At 72.6% G+C, this 16,718-nt stretch carries 18 protein-coding genes; all 18 read right to left on the bottom strand.

Features of this window, described 5'->3' with window-relative positions:
* Window positions 1–6 precede the first annotated feature (6 nt).
* The 18 genes from DAI17_RS08125 to argS all read right to left on the bottom strand — a co-directional run bounded on the left by DAI17_RS08125 (window position 7) and on the right by argS (window position 16,622).
* Window positions 7–822: a F0F1 ATP synthase subunit delta gene (locus tag DAI17_RS08125; protein ID WP_107772359.1), complete on the bottom strand. Its 816-nt coding sequence runs from the start codon at window positions 820–822 to the stop codon at window positions 7–9.
* Window positions 822–1,409 carry a F0F1 ATP synthase subunit B gene (locus DAI17_RS08120; protein ID WP_107772358.1) on the bottom strand — a complete coding sequence of 196 codons (588 nt, stop codon included), beginning with the start codon at window positions 1,407–1,409 and terminating at the stop codon, window positions 822–824. The genes DAI17_RS08125 and DAI17_RS08120 overlap by 1 nt, the downstream gene beginning before the upstream one ends.
* Window positions 1,410–1,444: 35 nt before the next feature.
* The gene (gene atpE / locus DAI17_RS08115) at window positions 1,445–1,648 is read right to left on the bottom strand and encodes an ATP synthase F0 subunit C (RefSeq protein ID WP_269800883.1); all 204 of its coding nucleotides are present in this window, start codon (window positions 1,646–1,648) and stop codon (window positions 1,445–1,447) included.
* Between the two features lie 56 nt (window positions 1,649–1,704).
* On the bottom strand, window positions 1,705–2,502 hold the full coding sequence (atpB, locus tag DAI17_RS08110; RefSeq protein ID WP_107772569.1) for a F0F1 ATP synthase subunit A: 798 nt from the start codon (window positions 2,500–2,502) through the stop codon (window positions 1,705–1,707).
* A 17-nt stretch (window positions 2,503–2,519) separates the two neighbouring features.
* Window positions 2,520–2,747 carry an AtpZ/AtpI family protein gene (locus tag DAI17_RS08105; protein WP_107772357.1) on the bottom strand — a complete coding sequence of 76 codons (228 nt, stop codon included), beginning with the start codon at window positions 2,745–2,747 and terminating at the stop codon, window positions 2,520–2,522.
* Window positions 2,748–2,776: 29 nt separating this feature from the next.
* Window positions 2,777–3,235, bottom strand: coding sequence for a hypothetical protein (locus DAI17_RS08100; RefSeq protein ID WP_107772356.1), 459 nt, complete (start codon window positions 3,233–3,235; stop codon window positions 2,777–2,779).
* Between the two features lie 70 nt (window positions 3,236–3,305).
* On the bottom strand, window positions 3,306–4,457 hold the full coding sequence (locus tag DAI17_RS08095; RefSeq protein WP_107772355.1) for an MraY family glycosyltransferase: 1,152 nt from the start codon (window positions 4,455–4,457) through the stop codon (window positions 3,306–3,308).
* Entirely contained in the window at window positions 4,457–5,098 is a 642-nt protein-coding gene (locus tag DAI17_RS08090) for an L-threonylcarbamoyladenylate synthase (protein WP_234412360.1), read from the bottom strand. The genes DAI17_RS08095 and DAI17_RS08090 overlap by 1 nt, the downstream gene beginning before the upstream one ends.
* A 19-nt stretch (window positions 5,099–5,117) precedes the next feature.
* Window positions 5,118–5,954 carry a peptide chain release factor N(5)-glutamine methyltransferase gene (gene prmC, locus DAI17_RS08085; RefSeq protein ID WP_107772353.1) on the bottom strand — a complete coding sequence of 279 codons (837 nt, stop codon included), beginning with the start codon at window positions 5,952–5,954 and terminating at the stop codon, window positions 5,118–5,120.
* Window positions 5,951–7,024: a peptide chain release factor 1 gene (prfA, locus tag DAI17_RS08080; protein WP_107772352.1), complete on the bottom strand. Its 1,074-nt coding sequence runs from the start codon at window positions 7,022–7,024 to the stop codon at window positions 5,951–5,953. Before prfA ends, prmC begins: the two co-directional genes overlap by 4 nt.
* Before the next feature lie 105 nt (window positions 7,025–7,129).
* Window positions 7,130–7,360 carry a 50S ribosomal protein L31 gene (gene rpmE, locus DAI17_RS08075; RefSeq protein ID WP_107772351.1) on the bottom strand — a complete coding sequence of 77 codons (231 nt, stop codon included), beginning with the start codon at window positions 7,358–7,360 and terminating at the stop codon, window positions 7,130–7,132.
* A gap of 138 nt (window positions 7,361–7,498) precedes the next feature.
* Window positions 7,499–7,870, bottom strand: coding sequence for a response regulator transcription factor (locus tag DAI17_RS08070; RefSeq protein ID WP_107772350.1), 372 nt, complete (start codon window positions 7,868–7,870; stop codon window positions 7,499–7,501).
* Between the two features lie 43 nt (window positions 7,871–7,913).
* Window positions 7,914–10,004 (bottom strand): transcription termination factor Rho, encoded by a 2,091-nt coding sequence (gene rho / locus DAI17_RS08065; RefSeq protein WP_325049857.1) that lies wholly within the window; start codon window positions 10,002–10,004, stop codon window positions 7,914–7,916.
* Window positions 10,005–10,209: 205 nt separating this feature from the next.
* The gene (thrB, locus tag DAI17_RS08060; RefSeq protein ID WP_107772348.1) at window positions 10,210–11,106 is read right to left on the bottom strand and encodes a homoserine kinase; all 897 of its coding nucleotides are present in this window, start codon (window positions 11,104–11,106) and stop codon (window positions 10,210–10,212) included.
* A gap of 4 nt (window positions 11,107–11,110) precedes the next feature.
* Window positions 11,111–12,208: a threonine synthase gene (gene thrC / locus DAI17_RS08055; RefSeq protein WP_107772347.1), complete on the bottom strand. Its 1,098-nt coding sequence runs from the start codon at window positions 12,206–12,208 to the stop codon at window positions 11,111–11,113.
* A complete protein-coding gene (locus DAI17_RS08050) occupies window positions 12,205–13,512 on the bottom strand; it encodes a homoserine dehydrogenase (RefSeq protein WP_107772346.1) in 1,308 nt (435 codons plus the stop codon). The genes thrC and DAI17_RS08050 overlap by 4 nt, the downstream gene beginning before the upstream one ends.
* A complete protein-coding gene (gene lysA, locus DAI17_RS08045) occupies window positions 13,512–14,936 on the bottom strand; it encodes a diaminopimelate decarboxylase (RefSeq protein ID WP_107772345.1) in 1,425 nt (474 codons plus the stop codon). The genes DAI17_RS08050 and lysA overlap by 1 nt, the downstream gene beginning before the upstream one ends.
* A 6-nt stretch (window positions 14,937–14,942) precedes the next feature.
* Window positions 14,943–16,622 (bottom strand): arginine--tRNA ligase, encoded by a 1,680-nt coding sequence (gene argS / locus DAI17_RS08040; protein WP_107772344.1) that lies wholly within the window; start codon window positions 16,620–16,622, stop codon window positions 14,943–14,945.
* Between the last annotated feature and the right edge of the window lie 96 nt (window positions 16,623–16,718).

The raw sequence follows: 16,718 nt of genomic DNA, 5'->3' as shown, positions 1-16,718 counted from the left end.
TGCTCGTCAGCCGGCGAGCTTGCGCCGGGCCTCGTCGAGGCGGCTGGCGACGGTGCCGTCGATGACGTCATCGCCGACCTCGACCTTGATGCCACCGAGGACATCGGGGTCCACCACCACGTTGAGGTGGATCTGGCGGTCGTACTGCCGCGACAGCGCCTCGGTCAGGCGCTGCCGGTCGGCGTCGGAGAGCGGGTGCGCCACCCGGACGGTGGCGACGCGCTGGCCGTGCACGGTGGCAGCCACGTGCTGGTAGGCCGCCAGGGCGGCCCCCACGGTGCGGTAGGTGCCACTGAGCGCCTGGCGCGCCAGGGTCACCGTGGCCGGGAGGGCCTTGCCGTCGAGCAGGGATCCCACGAGGGCTGCCTTGTCGCTCTTCGACCGCGCCGGGTCGGAGAGGGCGTCGCGCAGCCCGGGGTTGTCGTTGACCGCCTGGCCGAACGCGAACAGCTCGTCGGCCAGCCGGCCCGATTCGTTGCCGGCCGAGCGGACGACCGAGATCTCGCCGAGGTGCTCCAGCGCGTCCGCGAGGTCGCGGGAGACGGTCCAGCGACGACCCACGGCCGAGGTCAGCAGGTCGAGGGAGACCTGGTCGACCTTGCCGGCGAAGATCTCGGTCACCAGACCGGCCTTGGCCGAGGCGTCGACGGACACGTCCGTCGCGACACGGCGCAGTGCCGGCTCCGAGCGCAGCACCGACGAGACCGTGAACAGGTCGTCACCGATGCGGCTCGCGTCCGCGCCGCCCTGCAGCCTGCTCTCCAGCTCGCTGGTGAGGGCTGCGAGGGCGTCCGCGGAGGCTCCACGCATGGTGCTGGTCATCAGTTGACCCCGCTCCCCGTGCCGGTCGAGCTCAGCCGGGTCGAGCCGTCCGACTCGAGGTCGGCGAGGAACCGCTCGACGACGCGGCTCTGGCGAGCCTCGTCGTCCAGGCTCTCACCGACGATGCGACCGGCCAGGGTCGTCGCCAGGGCGCCGACCTCGGCTCGCAGCGAGGTGACCGCCTGCTGGCGCTCGGCCTCGATCTGGGTCTTGCCGTGCTCGACGATGCGCGACGACTCGGCCTGGGCCTGCTCGCGCATCTCGGCCACGATCTGGGCACCCTGCTCGCGAGCCTCCTCGCGGATCCGGGCGGCCTCGTGACGGGCGTCGGCGAGCTGCTTCTCGAGCTCGGCGAGCTTGGCGTCGGCCTCGGCCTGCTTGGTCTCGGCCGCGCTGAGTCCACCCTCGATCGCCGCGGTGCGCTCGGCGAAGGTCTGCTCGAAGCGAGGAACGACGAACTTCCGGATCGCGAAGAGGAGGATTCCGAAGACGACAAGCGACAGGGCGAACTCGACGGGCACGAAGCCGAGCGGGTTCTCCGGGGCGTGGCCGCCCTCCTCAGCGGCGCGGATGATCACATTCTGCATGGCAGTCCTTCGTCAGTCGTGCTTGCGGGTCGTTGTCAGAGGACGAACGCGAGCGCGATACCGATGATGGCGAGCGCCTCGGCGAGCGCGAAGCCCAGGATGGCGATCGACTGCAGACGACCCTGAGCCTCGGGCTGGCGAGCGACGCCGGAGATGTAGGCCGCGAAGATCAGGCCGATACCGACGCCCGGGCCGATGGCCGCGAGTCCGTAGCCGATCATGTTGAGGTTGCCGTCCACGGCAGTTTCCTTTCGGTTGTTTCTATCTGGAGAGGTGAAGTCGTGCTACCCGGGGCTCAGTGCTCGTCGGCGAGAGGACCCGAGATGTACATGGCGTTGAGCAGCGTGAAGACGTAGGCCTGCAGGAACTGCACCAGGAGCTCGAGGAACGAGATCGCGATCGCCAGGACCCACGCCAGGGGGCCGGCGATGTAGCCGATGCCGCCGTACTCGATGAGGAAGAGGCCGCCGGTCGAGAACAGGATGAGCAGCAGGTGCCCCGCGAACATGTTGGCGAACAGACGCAGGGCCAGCGTGACCGGGCGGACCAGGATGTTGGAGAAGAACTCCAGGGGCACCAGCAGCGGGTACATCAGCGGCGTGACGCCCGAGGGGACGCTCTGGAGCTTGAGGTAGCCGACGAAGCCGTGCTTCCTGATGCCCACCGCGTTGTAGACGACCCAGCTCAGCGCAGCGAGCGCGTAGGCCATGGAGGCCCGCGAGAACGTCGGGAACTGGATGAGCGGGATGGAGGCGAAGGCGTTGTTGACCAGGAGGAAGAAGAAGAGCGTGACCAGGTAGGGCACGAACTTGCGGTAGTCGTGGCTGCCGATGATGTCGCGGGCGATCGAGTTGCGAACCATCCCGTAGGCGGCCTCGCCCGCGAACTGCATGCGACCGGGCACCATCGACGCACGCCGGGTGGCCGCGTAGAAGAAGACGAAGACCACCAGCGCGCCGAGCAGCAGCTGCACCACCGGCTTGGTCACGGCGTACTCGCCGACGGTGAAGAGCGGCACGGCTCCGAAGTCGAAGCTGTTGGGGCCCGGCGGGCTGAACTCGCCCCCGGACTCCGCCATGGTGATGCCGAACATCGTGGTCACCCAATCTCCTACTGATCTGCCTTGTTGAACCGTGCGTACGTCATGTAGATCCCGAACCCGGCACCGACGAGGATGCCGATCGCGACGAGGAACGTCGTCCCGAGCCACTCGTCGAGCGCCCAGCCGAGCAGACCGTAGAGGACCACCCCCGCGACGATGTAGCCGACGGCGTTCCAGGGATCGCCTCGGGGGGAGTCGTCGTCGGGTCCGGCTGGCGGGGGAAGGTCTCGGGCCATCGCGCCCCGCAGACTAGCAGCGGCGGACATCACCGCTCACCCCCGGGTGCCTCGCCGGGGACGGCCGCTTCGTAGGCCGGGATGCGCTGCCGCACGGCGGCCAGGACCTGCCCGGCCAGCCAGAGCACGGTCACGGCGATCACACCTGCGGCGAACCAGCCCCGGGAGATCCCGTCCCCCGCGGTCCCTGACCTCTCGAGGGCTGCGACGACCAGCGCCAGCACCAGCAGCTGGAGCGTGTAGGTCAGCAGGGCGACGAGGAGTGACGCCGACGGCAGCACCCGGGCCACCAGGCTGACCAGCCCGACTCCCAGGGCGAAGACGGCCAGGGTCACCAGCCCCCCGACGAGGGCTCCCGCAACCTCGGACGAGCCCCCGGTCAGGGCCGCGATCGCGGCCAGCACACCCACCGCGACCGCCCCGGCGAGCAAGGCGCCGAGGAGCGGGACGACACCACGTCGGGTGTCCTGCTTCGACTCGGTCGTCATGGCGGCGGCCGTCCTGTGGGGGGCGTTCAGGGGGCGGTCCGGATGGTGCTGCGACCGCTCGTGAAAACTATCACAAAGTCCCCTGGGGCTCCGAACCGGCGGCGTCCACCTCGAGCTGGCCGGGCTTCTTCAGTACCGGGACCAGGAAGGTGAGGGCGACCGTCACGGCGAAGAGGACGCCGAGCCCGGTCCACGTCCACGGGCCGCTGTAGAGGCTCGTGAGCACGGCGCTGGAGGACACCAGCCCGGCCCACAGCCACATGATCAGCACGGCTCGTCGCTGGGAGTGGCCGATCTCCAGCAGGCGGTGGTGCAGGTGCTGCTTGTCGGGTGCGAACGGCGAACGACCGGCCCGCGTGCGGCGTACGACGGCCAGCACCAGGTCGGCGACCGGCACCATGAGCAGGGAGACAGGCAGGAGCACCGGCAGCACCGCCACGAAGATGCTGTTGCCGTCCGAGGAGATGTCGGTGCCGGCGAACTGGCCGGTCAGGGTCAACGCGCTGGCGGAGAGCACCAGGCCGATCAGCATTGAGCCCGAGTCGCCCATGAAGAGCCGGGCCGGGTGGAAGTTGTGCGGCAGGAAGCCCGCGCAGGCGCCGGCCAGGGCGGCACTCAGCAGCGCCCCGGTCGTGGCCAGGGTGAGCTCCTTCTGCGCGGTCAGGACGTAGCAGAAGACGAAGAAGGCCAGCGCCCCGATGCAGACCACGCCGGCGGCCAGTCCGTCGAGCCCGTCGACGAAGTTGACCGCGTTGATCGTGGCGACCACGACGAGCACCGTCAGCAGGGCCCCCTGGTTGGGGTCGAGCAGGAACTGCGAGCCGTCGCTGCCGGGCAGGTAGTAGAAGCGCACGTTGAAGGCGACCAGCAGGCCGGCGGCCAGCACCTGTCCCCCGAGCTTGGTGAGGGCATCGATCTCGAAGATGTCGTCGACGACGCCCACCGCACAGATCAGCGCACCCGCCACCAGCACCACGCCGGCGTCGCGGAAGACGAAGTCGTCGCTGCGCGAAAGGAAGGGCAGCTCGCGGGCGACGAGGTAGGCCGCCACCAGGCCCCCGAGCATCGCCAGGCCGCCGAGGTAGGGAATGGGCGCGTCGTGGACGTCGCGGTCGCGCACGGCAGCGACGGCGCCGCTGCGCAGCGCGATCTCACGCGCGATCACGGTGAGCAGGTAGGTGGCGGTGCCGGCCACCAGGAAGACGAGGAGGTACTCGCGCATCAGGGCTCGTCGGTGATGGCGACGCCCAGCGGCTCGAGGACCTCGTTGAGCTCGTCGAGCGAGAGGGCGCCCCGGCGCAGGACGCGGCCCTGCGGGCCCGTGCAGTCGATGATCGTGGACGCCTCGCCGCCGGAGACCGGACCGCCGTCGACGACGACCTCGACGGCCGCGCCCAGCATCTCCTCGGCCTCGTCCGCGTCGAGGGCGGCGGGACGGCCGGTGATGTTGGCCGAGCTCACGGCCAGTGGACCCGTCCGCTCGAGCACCGCCAGGGCGACCTCGTGGTCGGGCATCCGCACCGCGACGGTGCCCCGGGTCTCCCCCAGGTCCCACTGGAGCGACGACTGCTGTCGGCACACAACGGTGAGCGGGCCCGGCCAGAACCGCTCGACGAGGGCGCGGGCGTAGGCCGGCACCCCCACCGCGAGGGCGTCCAGGGTGGTCGGCGCGCTGACGAGCACCGGGGGTGGCATCTCCCGGCCCCGGCCCTTGGCGTCGAGCAGCGCCTGCACGGCGTCCGGGGAGAACGCGTCGGCCGCGACGCCGTACACCGTGTCGGTCGGCAGCACGACGAGCTGTCCGCGTCGTACGGCGCTCGTCGCCGCCTCGATGGCCGCCTCGCGCTCGTCCTCGGTCGTCACCCCAAGCCGTCTCACGCGCTCATCGTGCCAGTCGCGCCGTGGTGAAGCGCGGACGGCCCGCCAGATCCCGGTGGTCGACCACGTCCACCCACCGGCCGGCGGCGTGCAGCACGCCGGGAGCAGCCTCCCCCTGGACGTCGGCGTGCTCGAAGCCCAGCACTCCCCCGGGCCGCAGCAGCCGGGCGGCCCGCACGGCCAGCACCCGGATCGCGTCGAGCCCGTCGTCACCGGAGAACAGCGCCAGGTGCGGGTCGTGGTCCCTCGCCTCGGCGGCCACCGACTCCCAGGCCTCGAGCGGGATGTAGGGCGGGTTGCACACCACCACGTCGACCCGGCCGAGCAGGTCGTCGAAGGCGGTGGCGAAGTCGCCGTGGCGCAGGTCGACGCCGGTGCCGGCCAGGTTGCGCTCGGCCCACGCATAGGCGCCCTCGTCCAGCTCGACCGCGTGGACGTCGGCGGCAGGCAGCTCGTCGGCGACGGCGCGGGCGATGGCACCCGAGCCCGTGCACAGGTCGACCACGACCGGCGACTCCATGCCCGCAGCGGCCTCGATCGCCCAGCCGGCGAGGAGCTCGGTCTCGGGCCGCGGCACGAAGACGCCCGGGCCCACCAGCAGCTCGACGTGCCGGAACGCGGCGGTGCCGGTGAGGTGCTGGAGCGGCTCGCGGGTGGCACGGCGGGCGACCAGCGCGTCGTACTGCTCCCTCTGCTCGGGCGAGACCTGCTCGACCAGGACGAGGTTGCCGAGGGGCACGTCGAGCACGTGCGCGAGCAGCAACTCGGCGTCGCGCTCCGGGGACTCGACGCCCGCGGCCCGCAGGACGTCGGCGGCCTCGCGGCGCAGCGCCCGCGTCACTGCTCGAGCGCCTCGAGCCGGGCGGCGAGGTCGGCGTCGACGCAGGACTGGAGGACCGGCGCCAGGTCCCCGTCGAGCACCTGGTCGAGGTTGTAGGACTTGTAGCCCGTGCGGTGGTCGGAGATCCGGTTCTCCGGGAAGTTGTAGGTGCGGATGCGCTCGGACCGGTCGACGGTGCGCACCTGGCTGCGCCGGGCCTCGCTGGCCTCCGCGTCCGCGGCCTCCTGGGCGGCGGCGAGCAGCCGGGCCCGCAGGATGCGCAGCGCGGACTCCTTGTTCTGCAGCTGGCTCTTCTCGTTCTGGCAGCTGACCACGATGCCGGTGGGGACGTGGGTGATGCGGACGGCCGAGTCGGTGGTGTTGACGCTCTGCCCGCCCGGTCCGCTGCTGCGGAAGACGTCGATGCGCAGGTCGTTGTCGTCGATCTCGACGTCGACGGTCTCGGCCTCGGGCATCACCAGCACCCCGGCGGCGCTGGTGTGGACGCGTCCCTGCGACTCGGTGACCGGCACGCGCTGCACGCGGTGGACGCCGCCCTCGAACTTCAGCAGCCCGTACGGCGCCTGGCCGGGCTCGGGGGTGCCCTTGGCCTTGACCGCCACGGTGACCGACTTGTAGCCGCCGAGGTCGGACTCGGTGGCGTCGAGGACCTCGGTGCGCCACCCCCGCGCCTCGGCAAACCGCGAGTACATCCGCAGGAGGTCCCCGGCGAACAGCGCGGACTCCTCGCCGCCCTCCCCCGACTTGACCTCGAGGAGGGCGTCCTTGGCGTCGGCGGGGTCGCGGGGCACCAGGAGGTGGCGCAGCCGCTCCTCGGCCTGCTCCCGGCGCGCCTCCAGCGCCGCGGCCTCCTCGGCGAAGGTCGGGTCGTCGGCAGCCAGCTCGCGGGCCGCCTCGATGTCCTCGCCCAGCCCCAGCCACTCCCGCCACGTGCCCACCACGGCGCTCAGCTCGGCGTACCGCTGGTTGAGGCGCTTGGCCAGGCGCTGGTCGGCGTGCGTCTCCGGCGCCGCGAGCTGCTGCTCGAGCTCGGCGTGCTCGGCGACGAGTCCCTCGACGGCCTCGAACATCGGTGCGCTCCTGGCGGGATCGGTTGGACTGGGACGGGGGGTGGACGTGCGGGAAATGCACGACGCCGACCTCCCGCGGTGCGGGAGGCCGGCGCCGGAGGAGAGCTACTTGCTCTCGGACCCCTGGGGGGCCTTCTTGGCGTAGCGGGCCTCGAAGCGGGCGACGCGGCCGCCGGTGTCGAGGATCTTCTGCTTGCCGGTGTAGAACGGGTGGCACTGCGAGCAGACGTCGGCCTTGAGGGTGCCGGAGGTCGCGGTGCTGCGGGTGGTGAACGACGCGCCACAGGTGCAGGTCACCTGGGTCTCGACGTACGCCGGGTGGATGTCCTTCTTCATGGGTGGTCCTCTCGAGACGGATGCCGCCGGGTCGTCCACACGCGGATGCGTGGACGTGAACCGCCAGCCAGCAGGCAAGTGTGCCACCGTTGACAACACCCCGCCCAATCGGGGCATTCCCCCGGCGACCGGGTCGGGCTACCTGCTGCGGGTCAGCAGGGCCTCCACGCGCGTCGCCAGCTCGCGGGGGCTGAACGGCTTGGTGATGTAGTCGTCCGCGCCCGACCCGAAGCCGGTCTCGACGTCCGACTCCTGGGCCCGGGCCGTGAGCAGGATGACCGGGAGGTCGGCCAGCGTCTCGTCCGCCCGGATCAGGCGCACGGCGTCCAGCCCCGAGAGCCCGGGCATCATCACGTCGAGCACGGCGAGGTCGGGACGGTGCGCCTGGCAGGCGTCCACGGCGGCCTGGCCGTCGGAGACCGCGACGATGTCGTGGCCGAGGGTGGAGAGCTTGAACTCCACCAGCTCACGGATGTCGACGTCGTCGTCGGCGACCACGATGCGTGCCACTGTCCTACCTCTCGCCCGAGACTCCCCTGCAGACCCTAGACCGTCAGCGCCGCTTGGCCGAGCCGGCGGCGGGCGCCCGCTGCACCTGGGTCAGGAGCTCGATGTTGGACTGCGTCGCGCGCACGCGGCCGAGCACGTCCTCCTGCGCCTCGAGCGGGGTGCGGTCGAGCAGGGAGCGACGCAGCTTCTCCACGATCTCGAGCTCCTCGCGGGTCAGCAGCAGGTCCTCGCGGCGGGTGCCGGAGGCCAGGACGTCGATCGCGGGGTGGGTACGCCGCGCGGCGATGTCGCCGCTCAGCCGCAGCACGCTGTTGGCCGTGCCGGTGAACTCCTCGAGGATCACCTCGTCGGTGGTCGAGCCGGTGTCGACCAGCGCCGTGGCCAGGATGGTCAGCGAGCCGCCCTGCTCGATGTTGCGGGCGGCGCCGAAGAACCGCTTGGGCGGGTGGAGCGCGGTCGCGTCGACGCTGCCGGCGAGGACGCGGCCGTTGGCCGGTGCGGCCAGGTTGTAGGCGCGACCCAGACGGGTGAGCGAGTCCAGGAGCACGACCACGTCGTGGCCGAGCTCGACGAGCCGCTTGGCCCGCTCGATGGCGAGCTCGGCGACCGCGGTGTGGTCGGTGGCCGGCCGGTCGAAGGTCGAGGCGATGACCTCGCCCTTGACCGAGCGCTGGAAGTCGGTGACCTCCTCGGGGCGCACGTCGACCAGCACGATCATCAAGTGGCAGTCGGGGTTGTTGCGCGTGATGGACCCGGCGATCGACTGCAGCACGGTGGTGGTGCCGGCGTCGGGCGGCGCGAGGAGCAGGCCGCGCTGGCCCTTGCCGATCGGGGCGGCGAGGTCGATCATCCGGCCCACGAGGTTGCCCGGGTCGGTCTCGAGCCGCAGCCGGTCGTCGGGGTGCACAGGCGTGAAGGCGTCGAACTCGGCCCGGTCGCGGGCCGCCTCGGGGTCCGCCCCGTTGACGCTGTCGATGCGCACCATCGGGTTGAACTTCTCCTTGCGCTCGCCCTCGCGGGGCTGGCGCACCTGGCCGACGATGGCGTCGCCGCGGCGCAGGCCGAACTTCCGCACCATCGACAGGGACAGGTAGACGTCGTCGGTCCCGGGCAGGTAGCCGGACGTGCGGACGAACGCGTAGTTGTCGAGCACGTCGAGGATGCCCGCCGCGGGCACGAGCACGTCGTCCTCGAGGACGGTGGTGTCGGGCTCGTTGCGGCTGCCCGGTCGGCTGGCTGCGCGGTCCCGGTCCCGGTCGCGACCGCGGCGGCGCCGGTTGCGGCGGCTGCCGCCCTCGCCGTCGTCGTCCTGGTGGTCGGCGTGGTCCTGGCCGCCCTGCTGGCCGCCCTGCTGTGCGCCCTGCTTGCCCTGCTGCTGGCGGTCCTGCTGCTGGCGGTCCTGGCGCTGGCCCTTCTCGTCCTGCTGCTGGTCGCGGCCCTTCTGCTCCTGCTGCTGGCCCTTGTCCTGCCGGCCGTCCTGCCGGTTGTCCTGCCGCCTGTCCTGGCCGCGGTCGCGGTTCTCGTCCTGACGCTCCTGGCGGTTGTCCTGGCGGCCTTCCTGGCGGCCCTGCGCCGGCTGGTCGTCGCGACGCTGGTCCTGCTGGCGGTCGTCGGGACGGCGCTGGCCGTCCTGGCCCGATTCCTGGCCCGCGTCGTCCTGCTGCCGGCCCTGGCTGCGGGTGCGCTGGCGCGAGGAGCGCGGCTCGCGGTCGGCGCCGCCGTCGGTGCCGGAGTCGCCCGTGGTCTGCGGCGCGGGCTGGTCGCCCTGGGTGCTCTCCGGCTGCCCAGCCGGCTGCCCTGCCGGCTGCTCAGCCTGCTGAGCGCCCTGCTGCTGGGGCGCCGCCGACCGGCGCGCGGGGCGCTGGGTCCGGGTGACGCGCGGGGCGGTGGACTCGCCGGCGGGCTGTGCGGCCGGCGAGGCTGCCGACTGGGCGCCGGACGGGGCTGTGCTCTGGGCGCCGGACTGGGCCGCCTTGATCGCCTCGACGAGCTGGGCCTTCTTCATCGAGCCGGCGCCCGGGATGCCCATCCCGGCCGCCATCGACTTGAGGTCGGCCAGCAGCATCGAGCTGAGCCCGCCACCACGCTTCTTGGCGCCGGTGGATGCAGCGGGAGGCGTTGCAGAGTCGGTCACGTGAGCCCTTCCCACGTTCGGAGCCCGGCTCCTGAGGCGGAGCGGGCTGGTTGCTGACATCGGTCCCGGGACGCCGCCGGGCGAGGGAGTCTCGCCCGAGCGCCCACCGGGGGCAGAGGGGGTGCTCCCGGACCAGCGGCAGGACCGCGGCGGTGGGAGCTCACGCCGAACGGCGCGCCCACAGGCTAGCAGGGGGCGACCGGGCTCACTCGACGACGACGCCGCGGCTCTCGACGTCGAGCACGTGGTGGGTCCAGCCGTCGGGCGCTCGGTCCACGAGGCTCGACCGCCCGGCGCCGACGAAGGCGAGCACCGTCGGTCCCGCACCGCTGATGACGGCGGGGACTCCGTCCTCGCGCAGTCGCCGGACGAGGGCCAGCGACTCCGGCATGGCTGGCTCGCGCTGCGCCTGGTGGAGGTAGTCGCGCGTCGCCGGCAGCAGGTGCTCGGGGCGGCCGGCCAGCGCGGCGACCAGGAGCGCCGCCCGCCCGCTGTTGGCGGCGGCGTCCGCGTGCGGCACGACGTCGGGGAGCAGTCCGCGGGCGACCGCGGTCTGCACCGGCGTGGGCGGCACGAACACCTCGGCCCGCACCCGCGGGTCCACGGCCGACGGGACGGCGTACCACTCCCCCTCCTCCCGCCCGCAGATGACGAAGCCGCCCAGCAGGGCCGGGGCCACGTTGTCGGGGTGGCCCTCGATGTCGGCGGCCAGCCGCAGCAGCGACGCGTCGTCGAGCAGCAGCTGTCCGCCCGCGACGAGCGCCCGCGCCAGGGCGACGCCCGCGACGATCGCCGCCGACGAGGAGCCCAGGCCGCGGCTGTGCGGGATCACGTTGCGGCAGGTCAGGCGCAGGCCCGGGGGCCTGGCGTCCATGGCGTCGAAGGCGGCGTGCATCGCGCGGACCACGAGGTGCGAGGCGTCGCGGGGGACGTCCGCGGCCCCTTCGCCGCTCACCTCCACCTCGGTGCCCGCGGCGACCACCTCGGCCTCGAGCTCGTCGCGCAGGGACAGCGCCAGGCCGAGCGAGTCGAACCCCGGCCCGAGGTTGGCGGACGTGGCGGGCACGGTGACCCGCACGGGCCCCTCGACGTAGGTCGCCATCGCCTCAGGCGAGCCCGGCGGCCGCGGCCGCGGCGTCCACGTCGGCGTCCACGACCGTGTCGACGATGTCGCCGCACGACTCCAGCGCGGTGGCGGTGTCCTTGAGCCCGTGGCCGGTGACCGTGATCGCGACGGTCGCGCCAGCATAGCTCTCCCCGGCGGCGACCTCGGCCAGCAGGCCGGCGATCCCGGCGGCCGACGCGGGCTCGACGAACACGCCGTCGTGGCGGGCCAGCTCGACCTGCGCGGCCAGGATCTGGGCGTCGGAGAGCGCGGCGAACCGACCGCCGGACTCCTGCGCGGCGGCCTCGGCGAGCTTCCACGAGGCGGGGTTGCCGATCCGGATCGCCGTCGCCTTGGTCTCCGGGTCCGGGAACGGCTCCCCGGTGACCAGCGGCGCCGCGCCCTCGGCCTGGAAACCGCGCATGACGGGCCGCTTGCTCGCGCGACCGAGGTCGGCGTACTGCTCGTAGCCCATCCAGTACGCCGAGATGTTGCCCGCGTTGCCGACGGGCAGGAGGTGGAAGTCGGGGGCGTCGCCGAGGAAGTCGCAGATCTCGAAGGCGGCGGTCTTCTGGCCCTGGAGGCGGACCGGGTTGACCGAGTTGACCAGCGCCACCGGGTAGTCCCAGGCCAGCCCCTTGGCCATCTGCAGGCAGTGGTCGAAGTTGCCGCGGACCATGATGATCTGCGCGCCGTGCACGACCGCCTGGGCCATCTTGCCCGCGGCGATCTTGCCCTCGGGGACGAGGACGAGCGGCTTGAGGCCGGCCTTCGCGGCGTACGCCGCCATCGACGCCGACGTGTTGCCGGTGGACGCGCAGACGACCGCCTGGGCGCCCTCGTGCCTGGCCACCGAGATCGCCGTCGTCATGCCGCGGTCCTTGAAGGACCCGGTCGGGTTGTCGCCCTCCACCTTGAGCCACACCTGGCCGCCGGTGAGCGACGAGAGCCACTGCGAGTGCACGAGCGGGGTGCCGCCCTCGCGCAGCGTGACGGCCTCGAGGTCGTCGGGGAGCAGGTCGATGAGGTCGCGGTACTCCTCGATGAGGCCCCGCCACTGGTGGCGCGCCCAGGGCGCGTCGGTGGTCCCGGCGCTCACTCGTCGCCCCCCTCGACCCGCATCACCGAGGTGACCTCGCGGACGATGTCCATGGCGCGGAGGTGCTCGACGGTGGCGCTGAGCGCCGCGTCGGTGGCGGCGTGCGAGACCACGACGAGCTGGGCGTCGGCGCCACGCCCCTCCTGCCGGACGGTCTGGATGGACACGTCCTGCTCGGCGAAGGCAGTGGCCACCGCCGCGAGCACGCCGGAGCGGTCGTCGACGTCGAGGGCCACGTGGTAGCGGGTGCGCGTCTCGCCCATGGGGAGCACGGCCCGGTCGGCGTACGCCGACTCGCCGGCGCCGCGGGTGTCGGCGAGGCGGTTGCGGGCCACGGTCACCAGGTCGCCCAGCACCGCGCTGGCCGTCGGGGAGCCGCCCGCGCCGGGACCGTAGAACATCAGCTGCCCAGCGGCCTCGGACTCCACGAAGACCGCGTTGTAGGCCTCGCGCACGCTGGCCAGCGGGTGCGAGCGCGGGATCATCGCCGGGTGCACGCGCGCGGCCACCCGCTCGTCCCGCAGCTCGCAGATGGCCAGCAGCTTGACGACCGAGTCCATCTCGCGGGCCGAGGCCACGTCGGCCGCGGTGACCTCGGAGATGCCCTCCCGGTAGACGTCGGCCGCGGTCACGCGGGAGTGGAAGGCGAGGCTGGCCAGGATCGCGGCCTTGGCGGCGGCGTCGAAGCCCTCCACGTCGGCGGTCGGGTCGGCCTCCGCGTAGCCCAGCTCCTGGGCCTCCTCGAGCGCCTCGGAGAACCCGGCCCCCGAGCTGTCCATCTTGTCCAGGATGAAGTTGGTGGTGCCGTTGACGATGCCGAGCACCCGGGTGACCTTGTCGCCGGCGAGCGACTCGCGCAGCGGCCGCAGGATCGGGATGGCACCCGCCACGGCGGCCTCGTAGTAGAGGTCGCGATCGGCCTTCTCGGCCGCCTCGAACAGGGTCGGGCCGTCCTCGGCGAGCAGCGCCTTGTTGGCGGTGACGACGCTGGCGCCGTGGTCGAGGGCGGAGAGGATCAGGCTGCGCGCGGGCTCGATGCCGCCGATCACCTCGACGACGACGTCGACGTCGTCGCGGGACACCAGCCCGGCCGCGTCGGTGGTGAGCAGCTCGGCGGGCACGTCGACGTCCCGGGCGGCGTCCAGGCGGCGTACGGCGACGCCCACCAGCTCCACCGGGGCACCGACGCGGGCCTCGAGGTCGCCGGCCTGCTCGGTCAGCAGCCGCACCACCTGCGACCCGACGGACCCGCAGCCGAGCACCGCGACCCGGAGCCGGTCCGGTCGCTTGTCTCCCTCACCCATCACGCACCCACGTCCATACCCACCTCGACACCCACGTCCACAGACAGCAAATCGTCCTCAGTCTCCCGCCTGAGCACCACGGAGGTCTTCCCGTCCCGCACAGCGATCACCGGAGGACGCAGCACGTGGTTGTAGTTGGAGGCCATCGAGCGGCAGTAGGCGCCCGTCCCGGGAACGGCCAGCAGGTCACCGGGACGCACGTCGGCGGGCAGGAACTCGTCCTTGACCACGATGTCGCCCGCCTCGCAGTGCTTGCCGACGACGCGGGACAGCAGGGGCGGTGCTCCGGAGGCCCGGGAGGCGAGCGTGCAGGAGTAGTCGGCGTCGTACAGCGCGGTGCGGATGTTGTCGCTCATGCCGCCGTCGACCGAGACGTAGGTGCGCCGGGCGCCGCCGTCGAGGGCGACCTCCTTGACGGTGCCGACCTCGTAGACGGTGCACATCGCCGGGCCCACGATGGCCCGGCCGGGCTCGATCGACAGGCGGGGCACGTCGACGGCGAGCGCACGGCACTCGTGCTCGACGATCTTGGTCAGCTCGGTGGCGAGCTGCGCGGGGTCGCTGGGGTCGTCCTGGGTGGTGTAGGCGATGCCGAAGCCTCCGCCGAGGTCCATCTCGGGCATCTGGACGCCGAGCTCCTCGCTGACCCGGGCGTGCAGGGCGAGCACGCGGCGGGCGGCGACCTCGAAGCCCGAGGAGTCGAAGATCTGGCTGCCGATGTGGCTGTGCAGGCCGAGAAGCCGCAGCCCGGGCGCGGCCTCGACGCGTCGTACGGCGTCGAAGGCGTCGCCGGAGGCGATCGAGAAGCCGAACTTCTGGTCCTCGTGGGCGGTGGCGATGTACTCGTGGGTGTGCGCCTCGACCCCGGCGGTCACCCGGACCATGACGCCGACGGTCCGCCCGAGCTCCTCGGTCACCGCCGCCAGGCGCTCGACCTCGTCGAAGGAGTCGACGATGACCCGGCCGACGCCGAGCGCGACGGCCCGCTCGAGCTCGCGCACCGACTTGTTGTTGCCGTGGAAGCCGACGCGCGCCATCGGGAACCCCGCCCGCTCGGCGACGGTGAGCTCGCCGCCGGAGCAGACGTCGAGGTGGAGCCCCTCCTCGGCCAGCCAGCGCACCGTGGTGGTCGAGAGGAACGCCTTGCCGGCGAAGTACACGTCGTAGTCGGCGAACGCGTCCGCGAAGGCCCGCGCACGCTCACGGAAGTCGCGCTCGTCCAGGACGTACGCCGGGCTGCCGTGCTCGGCGACGAGGTCCGGCACCGACACTCCCCCGACGCTCAGCACGCCGTCGTCCTTGGTGGCCGTCGACGACCACAGGATCGGGACGAGCGAGTTGGCGTCGGTCGGCTCACGCAGCCACGACGGCCCGCGCAGCGCGCCGTCGGCGTGGGCCCATCCGGACGGGTGGGAGGTGGGCACGTCCGGTCACATCCTCTCGGGCGCGGAGACGCCGAGCAGGTCGAGACCGTTGGCGATGACCGTGCGGGTGGCGGCGACGACCACCAGGCGGGCCTCGTTGACGGGGGCGACGGGCTCGTCGCCCTGCGGCAGCATCCGGCACTCCTTGGTGTCGTACCACTTGTTGAACACGGCGGCGGTGTCCTCGAGGTAGCGCGCGACGCGGTGCGGCTCGCGGAGCTCCGCGGCGCTGGCCACGACTCGCGGGAATTCCGCGAGGGCGCGCAGGAGGCGGCCGTCGAGCTCGTGGTCGAGGAGGGCCGGGTCGAACGCGTCACCGGGCAGTCGCATCCCGAGGTCGGCGGCGTTCTCCATCATCCGGCAGGTCCGCGCGTGGGCGTACTGCACGTAGTAGACCGGGTTGTCGCTGGACGCCTTGGTGATCTCGGCGACGTCGAGCGTCAGCGGGCTGTCGGCCGGGTAGCGGGCGAGCGAGTAGCGCAGCGCGTCGACGCCGATCTCGTCGACGAGCTCGTTGAGCGTGACGATCGTGCCGGCGCGCTTGGACAGCCGCAGCTCCTCGCCGTCGCGCATGATCTTGACGAGCTGGCCGATCATCACGTCGAGGGTCTGCGCCGGGTCGTCACCGACGCAGGCGGCCATCGCGCGGAGGCGCCCGACGTAGCCGTGGTGGTCGGCGCCGAGCAGGTAGATGCAGTGGTCGAAGCCGCGGGCCCGCTTGTTGAGGTAGTAGGCGGTGTCGGAGGCGAAGTAGGTCAGCTCACCGTTGGACCGGATCAGCACGCGGTCCTTGTCGTCGCCGAAGTCGGTGGTGCGCATCCACAGGGCGCCGTCGGCCTCGAACAGGTGGCCCTTCTCCCGGAGGCCCTTGAGCGTGTCGGCGACCGAGCCGTGGGAGTCGTCCGCGTGCAGCTCGCGCTCGGAGAACCACACGTCGAAGTGGGTGTTGAAGCCGTCGAGCTGGTCCTGCTGCTGCTTGAGCTGCAGCGCGTAGCCCGCCTCCCGGAAGGCGACCGTCCGCTCCCCCTCCGGCAGGTCGACGATGTCCGGCCGGCCGGCCACGACCAGCGCCGCCAGGTCGGCGATGTAGTCGCCCCGGTAGCCGTCCTCGGGCACCGGGCGCCCCAGCGCCGCCGCCTCGAGGGAGGCCCCGAACAGGTCCATCTGGTTGCCGCGGTCGTTGATGTAGAACTCGCGCGCCACCTCGGCGCCGGCCGCCTGCAGCACCCGGCCGATGGCGTCGCCGAGGACGGCCCAGCGGGTGTGGCCCAGGTGGAGCGGGCCGGTCGGGTTGGCCGAGATGAACTCGATGTTGACGCGCTGGCCCGCCAGCGTCTCCGAGCGCCCGTACGACGCCCCCGCCGCCACGACGTCGGCGGCGACGCGGCCCTGGGCCCCGGCGTCGACGGTGATGTTGAGGAAGCCCGGTCCCGCCACCTCGACCCCGGCCACGCCGGCGGCCCGGCCGAGGCCGGCGCCGATCAGCTCGGCGAGCGCGCGCGGGTTGGTGCCCGCCTGCTTGGCCAGCTGGAGGGCCACGTTGGTGGCGTAGTCGCCGTGCCCCTGCTGGCGTGGACGCTCCACCGTCACCCTCGCCGGGACACCCGCGGGAAGGGTCAGCGACCCGTCGGCCACGAGGGCCTCGAGCACGTCGACGATGGTCTGGGAGAGCTGGTCCGGGGTCACCGGCCCAGCCTATCGACGCCCGGGGCGACGACCCGAACCGGTTTCACGGCAGCGATGTCACGCTGCGGCGAGCGGGGTTGTAGGGTCTTCCTCGCC

The organism is Nocardioides sediminis, from assembly GCF_003047295.1.
Lineage (GTDB): Bacteria > Actinomycetota > Actinomycetes > Propionibacteriales > Nocardioidaceae > Nocardioides > Nocardioides sediminis.
Note: the sequence above shows the minus strand (reverse complement) of the source record. Positions and strands in the feature narration are given on the sequence as shown.

Excerpts from the sequence above, each read along its gene's own strand:
- DAI17_RS08105 (WP_107772357.1), bottom strand. The coding sequence starts at position 2,747 with ATGGCCCGAGACCTTCCCCCGCCAGCCGGACCCGACGACGACTCCCCC.
- rpmE (WP_107772351.1), bottom strand. The coding sequence starts at position 7,360 with ATGAAGAAGGACATCCACCCGGCGTACGTCGAGACCCAGGTGACCTGC.
- atpB (WP_107772569.1), bottom strand. The coding sequence starts at position 2,502 with ATGTTCGGCATCACCATGGCGGAGTCCGGGGGCGAGTTCAGCCCGCCG.
- prfA (WP_107772352.1), bottom strand. The coding sequence starts at position 7,024 with ATGTTCGAGGCCGTCGAGGGACTCGTCGCCGAGCACGCCGAGCTCGAG.
- DAI17_RS08100 (WP_107772356.1), bottom strand. The coding sequence starts at position 3,235 with ATGACGACCGAGTCGAAGCAGGACACCCGACGTGGTGTCGTCCCGCTC.
- thrB (WP_107772348.1), bottom strand. The coding sequence starts at position 11,106 with ATGGCGACCTACGTCGAGGGGCCCGTGCGGGTCACCGTGCCCGCCACG.
- DAI17_RS08095 (WP_107772355.1), bottom strand. The coding sequence starts at position 4,457 with ATGCGCGAGTACCTCCTCGTCTTCCTGGTGGCCGGCACCGCCACCTAC.
- DAI17_RS08120 (WP_107772358.1), bottom strand. The coding sequence starts at position 1,409 with ATGCAGAATGTGATCATCCGCGCCGCTGAGGAGGGCGGCCACGCCCCG.
- DAI17_RS08125 (WP_107772359.1), bottom strand. The coding sequence starts at position 822 with ATGACCAGCACCATGCGTGGAGCCTCCGCGGACGCCCTCGCAGCCCTC.
- DAI17_RS08050 (WP_107772346.1), bottom strand. The coding sequence starts at position 13,512 with ATGGGTGAGGGAGACAAGCGACCGGACCGGCTCCGGGTCGCGGTGCTC.